The sequence below is a fragment of the Ktedonobacteraceae bacterium genome (assembly GCA_035653615.1).
GTDB lineage: Bacteria > Chloroflexota > Ktedonobacteria > Ktedonobacterales > Ktedonobacteraceae > DASRBN01.
The window spans coordinates 141,367-158,405 of the sequence record DASRBN010000035.1; the positions used below are offsets into that span (position 1 = coordinate 141,367).

General features: G+C 53.9%; 11 protein-coding genes. 6 read left to right on the top strand and 5 right to left on the bottom strand.

What is annotated here, in order from left to right:
- The first annotated feature begins 207 nt into the window (after positions 1–207).
- Positions 208–4,596, top strand: coding sequence for a tetratricopeptide repeat protein (locus VFA09_20280; protein ID HZU69622.1), 4,389 nt, complete (start codon positions 208–210; stop codon positions 4,594–4,596).
- 375 nt (positions 4,597–4,971) lie between these two features.
- Positions 4,972–5,664, top strand: a complete 693-nt coding sequence (locus tag VFA09_20285; GenBank protein HZU69623.1) for an O-methyltransferase — start codon at positions 4,972–4,974, stop codon at positions 5,662–5,664.
- Positions 5,665–5,685: 21 nt separating this feature from the next.
- Here the strand turns inward: VFA09_20285 and VFA09_20290 are convergent, their stop codons facing one another.
- Positions 5,686–7,005 carry an FAD-binding oxidoreductase gene (locus VFA09_20290; GenBank protein ID HZU69624.1) on the bottom strand — a complete coding sequence of 440 codons (1,320 nt, stop codon included), beginning with the start codon at positions 7,003–7,005 and terminating at the stop codon, positions 5,686–5,688.
- A gap of 214 nt (positions 7,006–7,219) precedes the next feature.
- On the opposite strand from VFA09_20290, the gene VFA09_20295 reads away from it, so the two are divergent.
- The gene (locus tag VFA09_20295) at positions 7,220–7,996 is read left to right on the top strand and encodes a PHP domain-containing protein (GenBank protein ID HZU69625.1); all 777 of its coding nucleotides are present in this window, start codon (positions 7,220–7,222) and stop codon (positions 7,994–7,996) included.
- Positions 7,997–8,166: 170 nt separating this feature from the next.
- Here the strand turns inward: VFA09_20295 and VFA09_20300 are convergent, their stop codons facing one another.
- The 3 genes from VFA09_20300 to VFA09_20310 form a co-directional block, all read right to left on the bottom strand.
- Complete coding sequence (locus tag VFA09_20300; protein ID HZU69626.1) at positions 8,167–9,969, bottom strand: hypothetical protein; 1,803 nt, start codon at positions 9,967–9,969, stop codon at positions 8,167–8,169.
- Entirely contained in the window at positions 9,966–10,556 is a 591-nt protein-coding gene (locus VFA09_20305; protein ID HZU69627.1) for an RNA polymerase sigma factor, read from the bottom strand. Before VFA09_20305 ends, VFA09_20300 begins: the two co-directional genes overlap by 4 nt.
- A 265-nt stretch (positions 10,557–10,821) precedes the next feature.
- Positions 10,822–13,806, bottom strand: a complete 2,985-nt coding sequence (locus tag VFA09_20310; protein ID HZU69628.1) for an FtsX-like permease family protein — start codon at positions 13,804–13,806, stop codon at positions 10,822–10,824.
- A gap of 496 nt (positions 13,807–14,302) precedes the next feature.
- Between VFA09_20310 and VFA09_20315 the strand changes: the two genes are divergently transcribed.
- Positions 14,303–14,746 (top strand): hypothetical protein, encoded by a 444-nt coding sequence (locus tag VFA09_20315; GenBank protein ID HZU69629.1) that lies wholly within the window; start codon positions 14,303–14,305, stop codon positions 14,744–14,746.
- A gap of 195 nt (positions 14,747–14,941) precedes the next feature.
- Here VFA09_20315 and VFA09_20320 read toward each other — a convergent pair whose 3' ends face one another.
- The gene (locus VFA09_20320; protein ID HZU69630.1) at positions 14,942–15,364 is read right to left on the bottom strand and encodes a Zn-ribbon domain-containing OB-fold protein; all 423 of its coding nucleotides are present in this window, start codon (positions 15,362–15,364) and stop codon (positions 14,942–14,944) included.
- A gap of 120 nt (positions 15,365–15,484) precedes the next feature.
- On the opposite strand from VFA09_20320, the gene VFA09_20325 reads away from it, so the two are divergent.
- A complete protein-coding gene (locus tag VFA09_20325; protein HZU69631.1) occupies positions 15,485–15,886 on the top strand; it encodes a hypothetical protein in 402 nt (133 codons plus the stop codon).
- On the top strand, positions 15,886–17,037 hold the full coding sequence (locus VFA09_20330) for an acetyl-CoA acetyltransferase (protein HZU69632.1): 1,152 nt from the start codon (positions 15,886–15,888) through the stop codon (positions 17,035–17,037). The genes VFA09_20325 and VFA09_20330 overlap by 1 nt, the downstream gene beginning before the upstream one ends.
- The last annotated feature ends 2 nt before the right edge of the window (positions 17,038–17,039 follow it).

Genomic DNA, 17,039 nt, shown 5'->3' on the forward strand with positions numbered 1-17,039 from the left:
TGTATTGAGTATAATGAAAAATGTGGGAAACGTCAAGTTTTTTTGAAAACAGGTAGCGAAAAGATTGTTTAAAACGCTGCCATAGGTTATAATTGTTTTGTCTTATATAAGAGTCATGTAATTTGTAGGGCAGTCTACTGCGGCACAGGTGAGATACGTTTTCGCCTGTACCTCTACAGCCTTCTCTGGGGGAGAGGGAAAAGACTCATGAATAGCAAAATCACCTACCGACAGCAATTTACGCGTTGTGGGAAACAGCGGTGTCATAAATGTAAGGACGGCCCGGGACATGGGCCTTACTGGTATGCATACTGGAGTGAAAATGGTCGCACGATCAGCAAATATATCGGTATACATCCACCCGCGGACATCGAGATTTCCCAAATAGTAGGGGATCAGCAATCATCGTCTCAAGCAAGGCAAACAGAGGCAGTGCCTTACAAGAGTACAGATGCCAATCAGAGCGGGTTGCAGGCTTTTTCCACGGCGGCCAGCAATGCGGTGTTCAAGGGTTTATCGCTTCCTGCGCAAAAAACGCCCGGAAGACGTGCAGAAGAGGATACAGGCGTTCCCACACATTTGCGCGTGTATCTACTTGGTCAATTTCGGGTTGAACGCAGGAGTGGAGATGGCTGGCAGGCAGTTGCCAATCGTAAGTGGCAGCGACGCCGCGCTCGCGCGCTGTTGGGTTGTTTGCTTGGCAGTCCAATGCGGAGGTTAGGAAGAGAGCAGGTGATGGAGGCGCTGTGGCCTGACCTTGATACTGAGACGGCGGCGAATCGCTTAAATGGGGCCGTGCATGAACTGCGTCAGATTCTTGAACCTGAAATCGCGCGCCCGGCGGCATCGGAGTTGCTCAGGCTGGAACGAGATGTGTTGATACTCGCGGATGCCAGTCACATATGGGTGGATGCCGAGGCTTTCGAAACGTTGCTCAATAAGGCAAATGTCAGTTCCGATCCTCCGGAGGTTGAAAAGCTACTCGAGGGGGCGGCGGCATTGTATGCTGGAGATTACCTGCTCGAGGAACTCTATTCGCCGTGGACGACCGCGCGCCGGGAATCGCTGCGCAGGGGTTGGATGGGCCTGTTGCTCAACCTGGCAGATTTGCGGGCAGCGCGAGGAGCTCTTGCCAGCGCGATTGAACCGCTTGAGCGCCTTCTCTCTACAGACCCGACGCATGAAACGGCGGTACGGCGCTTGATGACGGTGCTTACGCAGCTCGACCGGCGCGGGGAGGCGCTACAGGTGTACCAGCAGCTGGCGGGTATCCTGCGGCGCGATTACGACAATGAGCCAATGCCCGAAACACGCGAACTGTATGAGGCGCTGCGGCAGGGTACGGCCCAGATTCCTCAAGTGCAAGTACAGAAAAGCGTCAAATATCAATTCATGCACTATTTCCCAAACGACGCGGGTGCTTCGCACGGCGGCGCGCATTATGTACCACGCCTTCCCAACGAGATTTCCTCGTTTCAGGGAAGCAGCAGGCTACCAGGACGCCACAATCAAAGTCCTCTGGTTGGGCGAGAAAAAGAACTTGCTACCATGCGGGAGCTGATGTTTGAAATTGAAGATGGGCCGGTAGTGAAAGAAGGACCGGCGGCGCCCGCGAGAGGCAACGAGGGTAGGAGTCATTTCCTGCTGTTGATGGGCGAATCTGGTATCGGCAAGACGCGGCTGGCGGAGGAATTGAGCCAGGAGGCGGTGACACGTGGCTGGTCGGTCGCGTGGAGCAGGGCTTTTGAGCAAGAGGGGACTATTTCCTATCGTCCGTGGACCGAACTGCTACGAACGCTATTACAGGATTCGGCGCGAGATTTTCTCACCTCTTTACAGGGAGGTCAGGCTGTCTCGCCTTATGTTGAGCAGGCGCTTCCGAGGAACGCTCTGGCTACACAGCAGCTTGATTTCCCCTACAATCGGCTCGAAAGGCTCAGTGTCCTGTTACCCGAACTTTCTCCACGAGATGCTTTTGTGCAGCAGAGAACATCGATGCCGCTGCCGCCCGAACAAGAGCGGCTCCATTTATGGGAGGCGACACTGGCTGTGCTGAGTATATTGAGCAGAACCAATCCTGTTCTTCTGGTGCTGGATGACTTACACTGGACTGATGATAGCAGTCTCGAATTACTGGCCTACCTTGCTCGTCATCTTGAGGACCAGCGGATTCTGATTGTGGGCACATGTCGCGATGCGGAGGTGATGCCGTCCTCTAATTTACGCACGCTGATTAACGATTTGCGACGTGAGAAGGTCGTCGAGACCTTGTGTGTAAAACCACTCACGCAGAGCCAGATTGGTTCGCTGGTGGCCTATCTTCCGCTGGATATCGTACAGAGTATTCAGACGCAAGCGGGTGGCAATCCGTTCTTTGCTGAAGAGCTGGCACGCTACTCGGGGACGGATACTGAAGATACACAGGCTTTAGCAAAGACGACGCTACCAGAAACAATTGCTGCTGTTCTCGACCGTCGTCTGAGCAGGCTCAGCAGCGACTGCCAGGCGCTTTTAGGTAAAGCGGCGGTACTGGGCGGTTCTTTTGAATTTAGTCAGTTGCTTTTCATGGCAAACGATCAGGGCACAAGCGAGGATACGATTCTCGACTTGCTTGAAGAGGCGCTGCGCGCGGGGTTATTGACGGAGGAGGGAACGGGGGTGCGTATTACCTATCACTTCTGGCATCCCTTGATTGTGAGCCATCTGTATGAGCGGCTCTCGGCGGCCAGGCGCGCCCAATTGCACCGCAGGGCCGCTAATGCACTCTTGCACCTGCATCATGGGCGCGAGACCGAGGTAGCGGCTACGATTACCCAGCACCTGCGCAAGGGTGGCAGCGATCCGGTGCAAATAGCCCATTATGCTGAGATTGCAGGCAATCGTGCCTATGCTCTTTCCGCTTTCTCTGAGGCCCAGTATTATTACCGCGAGGCAATCGAGGCGATTACGGAGGGCAGCGCACCGGAAGTGTCGGCAATTGAGCAGAACCGGTTGCACCTGGCGTCCCTGCTGGAGCGTGTGGCCGAATGCACTATGGTGCAAGGAAATTTTGAGGAGGTGCGGATACTTTATAAACGGGTGCTTGAGTTGCGCAACCAGCAGTTTGTAGAGGTAGCAAAGAATAGAGAGACGCAGGAACTGCAAACGTTGCGGCAGCAGGAGGCGCAAAGGCAGGCGATGATCTGGCGCGAGATAGGGCGCGCGTGGTTTTCGACGGGTGAATACGCGCACGCGCAACAATGCTTTACGCATGGCGAGCAGGTTCTACGCGAGGCCGGAGTGACATCTGGCGCTGCCTGGGCCTGTATTCAACTGCAACACGCAAATATTGCGCGCATTTTAGGAAACTATGATGAGGCGCGTCGATACCTGCGGGTGGCGCTGGAGATTCTGGAGCAGGTCAACGAAAACCAGGACAGGTATAACGAGTATCGCAACAGGCAGATAGACGCTGCGCATGCCGAACTGGAGACGCGCACGGAACGGTCGGTGATCGGGAATCCACTGGAATTAGGACGCGCGCACGAGATGCTTGGCATCACAGAGGCAATGGCGGGCAATAATGGGGAGGCGCTCAAGCATCTGAATATCGCGCTGACGATTTTTGAACGGCATGATCTGGTGATGGCGATGGCGCAGGTATGCGGCAACCTGGGGGCCGCTTATACGATGAAGGCGGAAAATTCGGTTGCGCGCGCCTATTTTCAACGCTCGCTTGAGCTGGCGGAGCGTATGGGGGACCTGCCAAATATTGCGTTTGCCACCGGAAATCTTGCCGATGTGCTGGCGCGTTGCGGCGATTTATTAGGAGCGGAGGCATATTTCAAGCGCAGCCTGGAGGTGGCGGAACGTATCAACGACCGGCGGGAGCTGAGCTGGTGCTGCGTGGAGTTCGCGCAAGCCCTGAAAGACCAGGGCAACCTGCGCGGGGCACTGGAACACATTCGACGCGCCCTATCACTTGGGCGATCAATTAAGAACGACAACATTATTGCCTATGCGCTGATTGCGCTGGCAGAGCTGCGGGTGACGCAGGCAATTACGATCTGCAACTTGCAATTGGTCGATCCAGGAGAACACGCGCTACTGGAGCATCCCGTTTGTCGTGGCCTGCTTTTGAGAGCGAGGGCAGCTTTACAGAGGGCACTGGCGCTGGAGGGTTTGCAGGTTGAGGTGATAGTGGAGGGACAACGTGTGATGGCGCTGGTGTCTTTCTTGTTCAATGACCTGGAGACGGCAAGGCAAAGGGCGCTGCGAACGCTTGAGGAGGTATGCCAACACCAGATCACGCGTGAACTGGCGCGGACACATCGCTTGATTGGACGTATTCTGATGGCACAGGGGCAAGGCGAGGGGGCGAACAGGCATTTTGAGGAGGCGTTGCGGATATTCCGCGAACACGAATTTCGGCTGGAATATGCGCGCACGCTGTACTCTTTTAGCCTGACATTATTGGAACGCAAGAGGCAGAAGGCCCTTGCGATGCTGGCCGAGGCGCGGGAGATCTTCATTGATTGTTATGCTGCAATCGACCTGGAGATGCTTGAACAGACACTTGCCCGCTCCAATGTTGAACATGTGGCGGTGGCGAAGTAACATATTTAGAATGGGATTGAACAGAATAGCCAGGCAATTCCAGGGGCCGATGAATCGGCCTCTACGGCACAGTCTTGAGGGCCGATGAATCGGCGGTGGGCGCGATCAATCGGCCTCTACGGCACAGTCTTGAGGGCCGATGATGAATTTTTACCAGCAAAATCGGGAAGTACCCTGTGGCCATGGCATTCTGAGCGCAGCGAAGAATCTGCGTCCGACCACAGATTCTTCGCTGCGCTCAGAATGCCATGGCCAGGACCACTCGGATGACCGGTTTTAGATGGTAAAATTAATAACCGGCCTGATGCCGGGGTATTTTGTGAAGATTCATTATATCCATCGATGAACAACTAGAGATATGAGGTTTATGATCATATGCCGGATATGAATGACGAACTGGCGACTTTACGACGGGATGAAGAGGTCCGTCAACGGATACAGGACCATATCGAGCGTATTTTTGCGCATGAGGACGAAGCGCTGCGCAATGCTCTTGCTTCAGCTAAACAGGCGGGGTTACCAGAGATTCAGATCTCGCCGGTACAGGGCAAATTCCTGCAATTGCTGGCAGCGGCCTGCCAGGCGCGTAAAATCCTGGAGATTGGGGCGCTGGGCGGCTATAGTGGTATCTGGTTGGCGCGTGCCTTGCCTGCCGGTGGCCGCTTTATCACGCTTGAAATCAATCCTACGCATGCTGAGGTGGTGCGCAATTCCTTTGCCAGGGCCGGTTTGAGCGATCGGACGGAGGTACGAGTCGGTAAAGCGCTTGATTTGCTGCCGCAGATGGAAAGTGAAGCACCGTTCGACCTCGTTTTCATTGATGCCGATAAGCAGCCATATCCACAGTACCTGGAATGGGCGCTGCGCCTGACACGCCCGGGCAGCATCATTGTAGCGGATAATTGCATTCGCGGCGGCAGGGGATTTGGAGACCCTATGGATGAAGGTTCGGTAGGAGTCTTCGAGTATAACCAGCGTATTGCCAGCGATCCGCGCCTGGTTTCGCTCGACCTCGCTATGGATGATAATTTTACGGATGGGTTTGCTATATCTGTTGTAAAAGAGTAAAGCAATATAGCCCATCCGGCCTTAAAGGACGAACGTTTCCCGGTGCGAGCTATCAAACGTGCGGCCAGGAGCAAATGTATGCAAGTCTATGCTGGCCTGATCAAATGGGGCAGGCAGTCGGACGTGGCCGTTTTTTACATCTCCGGCGAGGATGGCTTCGATCAGGAATGCTGTGATGGGAGCGTGCATCAGCCCATGGCCTGAGAAACCGACGGCATGGATGAGATTTTCCTGCTGCGTGTCGCGGCCAATGAGAGGGTTGGCATCGGGTGTGACGCCATAGAAGCCGCCGGTTGTAGCGATCAGACCGCCTGCATTGGCAAGCTGCGGCGAGAATTGCTCGACTTGCTCGAGGATAGCGTAGCCATAGTTATCGATCCCGTTATCGGAACGGAAGGGCGGGTCAACGCGGTCCTGGTCGGCGTCAGTGAACTGTGGTTCCGGCTCTGTCTCGTGCGCCCACATCATCATCAGTAGATCGTGATCTGGCCGCGAGTGCGCGCCGCGGTAGCTGCCCAGACCATAGATCGTCATGGGCAGGCGCTGCCACTGCTCAGCACTCATGATGGGCTGCGCCGGTTTGAGGAAATATTGATACCGCTTAGTAGGAGCAACCGGTAACGGCATGCCGCCAATGCGAGGACTCACACGGGCAGCCCAGGCATTGGTAGCGTTGACGAACCAATCCGCTTCGAACGTCCCCTTGTTTGTTATCAGCGATGTGATGCGATTCTCATGAAGTACGGCGCCAAGCACCTCGATCTGCTGCTCTACTCGCACGCCCAGTTCCTGCGCGCGCCTGAACCCTTCGTTATAGATCATATGGGGGTTGAGAAAGCCGTCGGTTGGACACCAGGATGCGCCGATTAAGCGATCAGGCAACAGGTGCGGCCAGCGTTCCTGCACCTGTTGCGGAGTTAGCAATTCAACCGGGAGTCCCAGGCGTTGCTGCATGGCGGCGGTTGCCTGCGCGTGCTGCCAGATGTGAGCAACTTCGCGGCGCCTGCGCAGTTGCCATGCTGGAATGGCGTCGGGAGATTCGTAGAGGAAGAGGTAGCCGTTCTGATGGATTACGGGCTGCTCGCGCACCTCGAAAGAACTATGTAAGATGTCATGGAAGTGGCTGTACCACCACTGGCTGTAGCGCATGCCAACAACGGTCTCTTCCGTACTGAACTGCGCCCGGATACCCGCCGACGAACGGCTGGAAGAGCCATTGCCGATATGGGCTTTTTCCAGGACGGTGACGCGAAAGCCGCGCTCCGCCAGCCGGACGGCACTCAACGCAGCGGTTGCCCCACCCCCAATAATCACGATATGCTCTGTAGTAGATGCGGCCATACCTTCACAATCCCTTTGTGTTATTCGGCAGGTGATCACCCAGAAGTCACCTGGCTCGCTTCTGGGTGATCACCTGTTATTCGACGCTTGAGAAGAACTGGTATATAGTATATATTATCTGGCCGGGTTTTTGGGTACGGTTCAGGCCGGGCGGATGTAATATTCTTTCACTCTATCATTCTCCATTCGGGGGCAAAAGGAGTTCTGGCTTATTATGACCATCGATACAGATTTTCATAGCCATGTTTCGCGCAGTTCTGCCTTGCAAATGGTGGAGTCCGCGCGCGAAAAGGGGCTGCGAATACTGGGGCTTTCAGAGCATGATTTTCAGATGCAGGAGATTCGTTCTCTTCTTGAACACCTGCCGCAAGAAGGAGTGATGCTTTCTTTTGCTGATTATATCAAGGAGGTATGGACGGCTGGCCGGCTGGCGAATTTTGATGTACGCCTGGGCATGGAGGTGGATTTTATTCCCGGCAAGAACGAGGAAATTCAGGCAGCCATAGGTGATTGCGATTGGGATTTTCTAATCGGCTCTGTACACGAGATCGATGGCCTCTTATTCGAGAGGCATCGTAATATGGGCCAGGAAGCTGGTCAAGATCTGTGGAGGCGCTATTTCGGCTTGCTGCGAGATGCGGTGAACAGCGGCTATTTCAGCCTTGTGAGCCATCCGGTGCGGATGCGAGTTGGTAATCCTCATCTACCACCCAATTTTGACGAGGAACTGGAACGATTGGCGGCGGAGGCAGCACGTTGTGATGTGGCATTGGAGATCAATGGGTACGATGTGCTGACGTATCCCAGCCTGGTGCGAAGGCTGGCAAAAGCCTGCGCCGCACAGGGAACGCCGGTAAGCGTTGGTTCGGATGCGCATAAACCTCGGGAAGTAGCCCAGGCCCATCGATTGACAGAGGAGATTATGCGCGAGGCGGGACTATCGAGGGTGAGAATCTGGAAACAGCGCGTCGCGGAGGAATACGGGATATAGTGAGTTTTCACAAAATAACCCGGCAAAGGACAGGGGCGGATCATGAAATTTCACAACCAAATCTGTAAGCATGAGTGAGTCATGTCATTCTAAACCTTTCGCTTCGCTCGAAAGGAATGTTCGCTCAGAATGACACGATAGGGTGCCAACCATTATGACACAAAAGGGTATCAATCCGCGTATGGCTTTATATAGCAGAGATCTTGTCGAGCCGGTATCATAGGCGAATAAGCTGATACAGATGCTTCTGGCCCTGTGTTGGAAGATTGGCTATTGGCCGGCACCGTTGTTGGGGACGAGCCGGTTCCAGGGACAGGCATCGCGTCCCAACCAGGCAGCTGCACCTGGGTATGACTATCGAGGCCCGGTATGAGGATATTTGACTTATTCAAGGTGAGATCATCGAATATAAGCCGGTGTTTGCCACCTGGGTAATAGGCATTGAGAATGAGGTCGTTTCCAAGAGGAGCCAGTGCAATATCATTGTCACAAATGGGCGAGTCTGCGGATGGAACCTGGTGATCGCACAAGGAGGTTGCTCCGGGGGCGGCGTCATTCATGACGATGGTTTCTTTTTGCTTTGGAGCGGTCACCAATTGTACGACCTGGAATCTGTCGTTTATTTCCTGCATAAATATCAGGGTATGGTTATCTTTATACCCGATGGGTATGGCATCACCTGAGCGCAGCAGTTGCGAATCGGTGCCATCAGCATTCACGGCATAGATTCCCTTTTTACCATCGGGGCCTTTGTTGAGATAGATGATTTTGCCGCCATCAGGACTGAGCCAGAAGGTGGAGTCGGGCGAGCGCATCGAAATGCGCTGGGGCAGCTGATAGGGGTTCGTCGTATCGATGCGGTAAAGTGCGGGCCACGTACCCTGTTGAATGGGCAGGCCGGAAACATAGTACAGGTAAGGTGTGTGATAGAACGCGAGGTGAATTGTCCTCGGGGCGGGCAACTGGCGAACGGGGCTGCCTGTGCGGGTATTCACCTCTACCACTCCGTTTTCTCCACCGGCGACGAACACGTGACTATCGTCCATCCAGATGGCGTTGCCGGCGTCCCGATCGTTAGCATTGAGTTGATAAAAGGAGGCGGTTTTCGTACCGGGCTGCATCGCCTGATAGAACACGCGATTGCCACTGACATAATGAAGGAGCAAGCTCTGTCCATCTGGAGTAATGCCGTCGAGTTGGACAGAAGAGGCTGCAAATGGCTGTCCAAGTGGTTGCTTTTTGCTGGTGGCAGCATCATAGTTATAGATACTTGTCATTCCGATGGCAGAACTGGCCGAAAGCACGGTAAGGCCGATCACGAACGAGCTGAAGCTCTGCCGATCAGGAGCCAGGGGGGCAGGATGAATAGCCGCACTCTGATCGCTAGCAGTATTTAGATGCGGCCCAAAAATCACAGCGGGCGAACTGGATACAAATACGTGACTAAAGATGCCGATAGCTGCAAAAATGAGCGCCGCAATCGTTGCCAGCGAAAAGGCATTACGCAGGATATTGCGCGAGCGAACGGAAGCCTGGTGTTCTCCTACAAGTTTATGATTACTATTGCCGTTATGGTGAGGTGTAACAGCGCCAGGCGAGACGACCAGTTCTTCGAGATAATACTGCGCGCGTTTTGTATTTGGCAGACCGTTGTCTTGCTCGCGATAAATCGCGGCAAAAATTTGCGGGATCATCGAAGGAACTTTTGATTCATTCTCCTGCAATAGGCTATATAAAGCGGCGCGCTGCCGGGAGCGTACTCGTCGCGCATGGGTAAGTACAGCGGTGCAGGTGGGGCAATCTGGCACATGGAGACGCAACTGGGCCAGTAGATATTCGTCCTGGATATCCTGCGTGATCGAAATTTTCTCAAATTGTTGTGCAATCGACGGTGAATCCAGGTCATCAATCAGGCGCAGGCAATGAGCGCTGAATGGACAGGGTTGAAAGCCATTCCAGTCTTTCTGATTCAAAAACGTCCCTCCTGATCGAGCCGCGTGTAGATTTGTTGGAACGCATGCCGCGCACGGGATAAGCGACTGCGTACGGCGGATAACGAGTCTTGTAACGTCTCTGCTATCTCGCGATACGAGAATCCCTCGGCATCCAACAACAGGCACAAGGCCGAAGCTGTTGGGAGCTGCGTCAACACCCGCTGGACCAGGTCACGTACAACTACCTGCTCTTCAAAACGCTCTTCGCTCACCAGGTATTCCTCGCTGGGTTCATCGAAGGTCTCGTCGTTCGAACCTTGTGGAGGCAAGAGCGGGACCATGGTGACATGCTTTCTACGCCGCCATTCGCTGCGCACCTGGTTGAGCGCAATGCGATAGAGCCAGGGGGCAAAGCGAAGCTCCTCTCCATTCATGCGCGGCAGGGCACGATAGGCAGCAAGAAAGGTATCCTGGCAAAGGTCTTGCGTTAATTGCACATCCTGCGTCAGACTGTAAAGCATGCGTCGAATACGTGGCTCATAATAGGTCACGAGCGTTTCGAACGCCTCCACGGAACCTTGACAGGCTGCGAGAGTGAGCTGCTGCTCATCTTCCAGTACGTTCATACGGTCCCAGATATTCTATAGGGTGCTGAACTCAGACCCTTTAAGGAGGATAATGCAGACATCAAGCGTTTTGTCTCATTTCAATGAGCAGATCAACAACGGCCAGGAAAGGCCATATTGTTTTACGTTATTTTGCAGGAAAGTATCACAGCGTGTCTGTGAAGTAGTTCACATTTTTGCAATGGGAACCTCAGGTATTCTGGTTGTGATCACAATGGTTCCCTTCCATTATAGTAATCGTTTAAAAGGCAAAAATGTGACATGCTTAATCCTGGCTCAAGCGGAGTACTCTACTGACGGATAATCCCGCTGTTATACGCACCATCATACTCATGCCAACCAGGCAGAGACTCAAGAGAATGCCGAGTACTATGATCAGCAACCAGGCCGGAATCACCACTTGCACAGGGGGTACATTCTGCAAGATATAAAACTGCCCCCCACTGATCTGGTTTGCATTCCCATTCTGTAGAGCGACACCGGTAAACACCAGTCCTGGAAGCGCAATTAACGAGAAGAGTGCCCCAAAGCTGATGCCCAGGATAATAGCCGCTGCATACACCATGCCTTGCTCCCATAGCAGTACACGCGCCACCTGTTGTGACGTGCTGCCGAGGGCCTTCATTACTGCGAAGTTGACCACGTGACTACGTGTGTACAAGTAGGAGAGGACCAGATTTCCTACGACGGCCAGGAGCATTGTCGTGACCACTCCAATGATGATGAGACCGGAGAGTGCCAGGTATAACGGGTCATGGCGCAACGCCTCTATGGTCGCAAGGCGGTCGTTCACTCCGCTTAACTGCAAGTTCCCTCTACTGAGAGCCGCTCGTACTGCTGCCAGCGAGGCCGCGTCATTGCGCGTTCGCAGCCAGACTGTGGTTGGTGTCACGCCGGCATTATTAACGATACTTAAGTAGGCCGCATAACTCTGATAATCGACCAGGACGCCACCGAAAGAAGAGGTATCGCTCGTCCCACTCACCTCTGCGCTATCACTGATCGTTGGGATATATCCCACTTCGGCAACTACCACAGCATTCACTGGATCATTCACATTATTGATGGTGAAGTGCGAACCAATCGACAGGTGCAGCAGATTGGCCGCTGCTGCATCGACAATGGCTGCAACGGCTTTTCCCTGGCCGGCCATTGCGCGTTCAGCAATCAGTTGGGACATGAGCGATTGCACAGGCTGGGATGCATCTTGAGCGGTCCAGATACTTGTCTGCCCGTAGGTTGTGGCATCGACCGCGAGCAGATCCACAGAAGTGTTCAGCGAACCGTCGGATACCGGCAGCAGGTTGCTATAGCCTATAGTAGCGGATGTGACACCTGGAATGTTCCGGTATTCCTGCTCCTGCTGCTTCCAGGTATCTGCGCCGGCTAGAGCATTCAAAGGAAGCGTACCACTGAAGTCTGCCCCAACCTGAAAGGCCGCTACGTCGAGGACACGTTGCTGCTGAGAGGCCATAAACGCGAGGGTAAAGATGGCGAAAGCGAGTGCGAGCGCGAGCAACAATACTGCGCGCATTGCCTGCCGCGGTGCCCGTGCCATCTGAGCTAATGCCAGCACCGGTGTTGCGCTGCGTCCGCGCACGGCCAGTTGCGCCGCAAAACGGAGGAGCTGCGGGAGAAAACGCAGTAGCAACAGGTTGCATCCAAGCAGTAAAAAGAGCGCACCTACAACTGTAACCGGTGGCAGGATCAGTACACGCACACGCTCGTCAAGTATGCCAGGAGCGGTGATATATACGGAGAAACCATAACCTACGAGGGCAACAACCGCGGCCAGCAGGTCTAACCGCAGGCGCTGCCAGAGTGGTCGATAGGTCGAACGTGCGACTTCACGGCGTATGGCTAGCACATCCGCACGCATAGCCAGCGCGATAGAGATGATCATCGCGAACACACCCATCCCTACGGTTAAGAGTGCCAGCCAGCGCAAGCTCCATGCTATCGATAACAAATTCTTTGTCGTAAGCACATTGATCGCGCCCTGGTCGGCAGGCGAGAGCAGCGTATGAGCCAGTAAAAGTGCGGCGAAGACAGCTAGAACCGGTCCCAGGACAAGCGTGAGTAATCCCACACCGATGCTCTGCGTGACCAGCGCGACGAACACCTGGCGACGACTTGCGCCTCGACTCCGCAGCAGCGCCATCGCTTCGGATTGACGATTCACCAGCACATCTGTCATCAGGCTGACAAAGAGCAAGACCAGCAACACAATCAGGCAGGCCATGCTCGTCAACGGAATATTCACCACAGCGACACGGCTGCTATAGAGAGCCAGCGTATCGAGAGGGCCACTGGCAGCCGTCTTTTCAACGTAGGGAGGATAGATGGGATTGTCGGAGAGATTGCCCAATACTTGATTGAGTTGGATAATCAGGGTATTGAGATCGCTGACATCGAAGCGCGAAGTATTCAGCGGATAATACCAGAAGAACTGCAGGTTGGTGGTAAGGACCGAGTTCACGAATTGATTCGGTGGCGCGGCATGCTGGATCTCCTGCTCCAGCACTGAGAGGTAGGCCGTATTGGACGTGAGTACCGGGTAGCGTGTCGGGGGTTCTTCAACCGCGCTCGATGGCTGAGCAAGCGGTCCGGGCTGAAAACTTTCACCATGCCAGAATGAATCGTTATCCGTTGCAGGAGTAAAGAGGCCCACGATGCGCAGTGGTAGATTGATCGTGACCGTTTTCTGAAAAGGAGCTTCCTGGAAAGACTGAGTAAAGCTGAATTGGACAAAGAGCATGGAGCCTGGGGCTCCATGCAGCAGAGCAGCCGTCTGGGGGGTGATAGCAATTTCGACCGGGTTGCTGAACACCTGTGGCAGTCGCCCCTGGAGGAGTTTTACATGCTCCGCCGCAAGTGGTATGTCAGTTCCGATCAGGGCAACCTGATCGCGCTCTACTTGAAAGGTCGTTTTCCCCTCTGGCCCGGGAGTTGGCTTTGACAAGGCGAGAGAGTGCTGCACGGAAAATTGTACGGGACCCGCCAGGTAGCCATTTAGATGTTGCCGCATCTCTTGATCCAGCTGCTGTGTGATACTCTGAATGGAGGTCTGTGATACATCTTCGCCAATGCCCTGCACTTTCACATATGGCCCAATAGATGATGTTTTGAGGGTATCGCGCAATCCGACGCTCATCGTGATCTGCGAGTAGGGAGGCACTGCACATACCAGGATTACGGCAACCAGCACACCTATACCCACAACGAGTAGCAAACGCCAGGTCTGCCGCAATTGCCACCAACCTAGAGTTATTGTTGACAGAGTAACTGTCCAGCAATTGGGACGCGGGAGCCTTCTTGTTGTGCCTAATTATTTAATTCTCCATTTGAGAGAGCCTTCTTAATAACAACTCCAAACGCACAACCTATCTGGCTACCTGGGTGACTTGTTGCTATGCGTGTCCATCAATCAGCTCTGCGCTAACTCACTCTCAATCTTGCATAATTGAAGAATAATCCAACTGACATCTCTTGACAAGGTTTACACGAACACATTATAATATGTTTGTTTGAAAACAACAAGTAGACTTCGCACTATTAATGCATAACATGTAGAAAATTTTATTGGCTTTTCCTATCCTCCAGGAGAGCATTATGAGCAATTTATGGCTTGCTAGTTATATTTTATAATGAACGCCAATGGCTCTCAGAAACGGCCTCTACTTACAAGCATAGAGGCGGAATGGCCAGCCTGGTCGCCCGATGGTAGAAAGATCGCTTTTGTCTCGATGGATAACGATCCATCGCTCTCAGGCATCTACCTCATAAATGCCGATGGCTCCGGCCTTGAGCGACTCACCCGAACTGCGGGGCAGTATGGACCTGTGGTCTGGTCGCCGGATAGCAAGCAGATTCTCTATGGATACGCCACATTTGTATCTGCTGGCGCAGGTCAGAGTGTCAGCCAATCGGCCGTCTATGTGATGAATGCTGATGGCTCTCACCTGGTACAGTTGACGAAAAATGCAACGGCAGTCGATTCCTCCGAACCGTCAAGCTGGTCGCCCGATGGGACAAAGATCCTCTTTACGCGCTCTGAACGCTCTGGAGAGCATCTACGAGACATTGAAAGAACCATATGGATCATGAATGCCGATGGTTCGGGACAGACCCAGATAAATTTACCTGCTCAGATTGAGGGGGATGCCGTATTTCAGCCTTCTTCGCCATAAAAACGCGTTCATAGACCTTAACAAAATACTGTGGGAATCAACTCGAGGCCGATCTTTTTTGACAAACTCGTTCGGGGATGGACGCGGGGCCGATCATGAATTTTCACCATCAAAACCGGTCATCCGAGTGATTCAGCCCCTACAGCACAGCCGTGAGGAGTGATTCATCGGCCTTTTGCCGGAGTATTTACTAAACTACAGTAATGGCCGGAAACGGGGCAGGCTCATCGTCTCACTGACCGGATCGAACACGACCGTCACCGGGAGATCAACGCGCAGGTCTGCCAGGTCGATATCCACGATGTTGGAGAGCATGCGCGGTCCTTCCTCCAGTTGGATAATGGCGAGGTTGTAGGGAGTATCGTTGACGAATTCGGGGGATTTGTTCTGGCGAATGATGGTGTAGGAGTAGACCACGCCACGTCCGCTGGCCTCTTTCCATTTCAGCGTGGTGGAGCCGCAATGCATGCAATACAGGCGTGGATAGAACTGGTAGCTCTGGCATTGCAGGCAATATTGAAGCAGTAACTTGCCTTGCCTGCATCCCTCCCAGAATGGACGATTTTCATCTGTGACAACAGGTAATGGTTTGGGCCTGGGAGAGATGTTTTCTGGCATAGGTGCTCCTCACATTCTTCAGAGAGATCAGGTATAATGAGCGATGATAAGAGTATATTCCAATTACATTCCACGTTACAACTCTTGCCCGGATTCGAGAGGAACAAGGAGAAATATCTCATGGATCGAAATGAGAACAGCCAGTTCTGGGAAACAGATGCTGCCATATATGAAATTCGGCGTTGTACCCTTAGTGGTCCTCTCATCAAAAATCTACCGGCAATGCGCAACGTGGACGGAGTAGAGGGATGGGTTGACCTCCACCTGCGCCCTGTTCATGCTGGAAAAATCGATATAGCGAAAGAGGCCATCATATTGACACGAGCAGGCAGTGGCTATGCTGTGTGTATTGAGGGAAGCCATTTTGTGCGTCCTACACATGAAGCTCTCGAATCAGGAATATGGCAAGTCGGCGATTGGTTGATTACCGTTTCGGGCATTGCCATTGAACAGGTGCAAGCAGGAGACCTCCTGACGCAGGATCGGAATGCAAAACAGCGGGCAGAAAGGAGTTTCCATTGATGCCTTCATACAACGGGCGCATTGCCATTGTTGGGGTTGCCGAGTCGGACTACGGGCGCGTACCTTATTTGACCGAGATGGAGATGCACGCGCAGGCCACGTGGCGGGCGCTGGAAGAGAGCGGGCTGCGCAAGGATGATATCGATGGCGTCTTCTGCAGCTCGCACTCGCTGGGCATGCCGACTGTGATGCTGTGCGAATACCTGCAGATATTTCCGCGCTACAGCGATACTACCACCATTGGAGGCTCTTCCTTCGAGGCGCATCTTAATCACGCGGTGGCAGCGATACGGACGGGCAAGTGCGAGGTAGCGCTGATTACCTATGCCAGCAACCAGCTATCCAGCCGCGGTCGCATGATTGGCACAGGTGGGCGTCCGGCGACTATTCCCGAAGCGACCTACGAAGCACCTTATGGCAATACGCTGGTGGGAGCATATGCGATGGCGGCACGCAGGCACATGCACCAGTATGGCACGACCTCAGAGCAACTGGCCGAAATCGCGGTCGTGACGCGCAGGCATGCCGCGCTTAATCCTTTGGCCATGTACCGCGAGCCGATTACGGTGCAGGACGTGCTGAATTCGCGTATGATTGCCGATCCGCTGCACCTGCTCGATTGCTGCGTGGTCAGCGATGGAGGTGGGGCGGTACTGGTGACGACGGAGGAACGCGCTCGCGACCTGAAGCAGGTGCCGGTCTTTGTGCTGGGCAGCAGCGAGAGCCATACGCACGCACACATTTCGCAGATGCCCGATTTGACCGTAACCGCCGCCGCGATGACAGCGCCACGCGCTTTTGGTGAGGCAGGGGTTACACCCGGCGATATAGATATGGCGATGATTTATGATTCGTTCACCATTACCGTCCTGCTGCTGCTTGAGGACCTGGGCTTCTGCAAGAAAGGCGAAGGGGGTGCATTTGTGCAGGATGGTCGCATTGCTCTGGGCGGGCAACTGCCGATCAATACGGATGGTGGCGGTCTCTCCTCTAATCATCCAGGGATGCGAGGCATTTTTCTGATTATCGAGGCGACGCGCCAGTTACGCGGGCAGTGTGGGCCGCGGCAGGTGGAGGGGGCAAAGCTGGCGGTAGCGCATGGGAGTGGGGGGTTACTGTCATCGCAGGCAACAACGATTTTGGGAAGATAGAC

Bases quoted from the DNA above. Each gene is read 5' to 3' on its own strand.
- VFA09_20285 (HZU69623.1), top strand. From the start codon at position 4,972: ATGCCGGATATGAATGACGAACTGGCGACTTTACGACGGGATGAAGAG.
- VFA09_20280 (HZU69622.1), top strand. From the start codon at position 208: ATGAATAGCAAAATCACCTACCGACAGCAATTTACGCGTTGTGGGAAA.
- VFA09_20290 (HZU69624.1), bottom strand. From the start codon at position 7,005: ATGGCCGCATCTACTACAGAGCATATCGTGATTATTGGGGGTGGGGCA.
- VFA09_20330 (HZU69632.1), top strand. From the start codon at position 15,886: ATGCCTTCATACAACGGGCGCATTGCCATTGTTGGGGTTGCCGAGTCG.
- VFA09_20325 (HZU69631.1), top strand. From the start codon at position 15,485: ATGGATCGAAATGAGAACAGCCAGTTCTGGGAAACAGATGCTGCCATA.
- VFA09_20305 (HZU69627.1), bottom strand. From the start codon at position 10,556: ATGAACGTACTGGAAGATGAGCAGCAGCTCACTCTCGCAGCCTGTCAA.
- VFA09_20315 (HZU69629.1), top strand. From the start codon at position 14,303: ATGGATAACGATCCATCGCTCTCAGGCATCTACCTCATAAATGCCGAT.
- VFA09_20320 (HZU69630.1), bottom strand. From the start codon at position 15,364: ATGCCAGAAAACATCTCTCCCAGGCCCAAACCATTACCTGTTGTCACA.
- VFA09_20295 (HZU69625.1), top strand. From the start codon at position 7,220: ATGACCATCGATACAGATTTTCATAGCCATGTTTCGCGCAGTTCTGCC.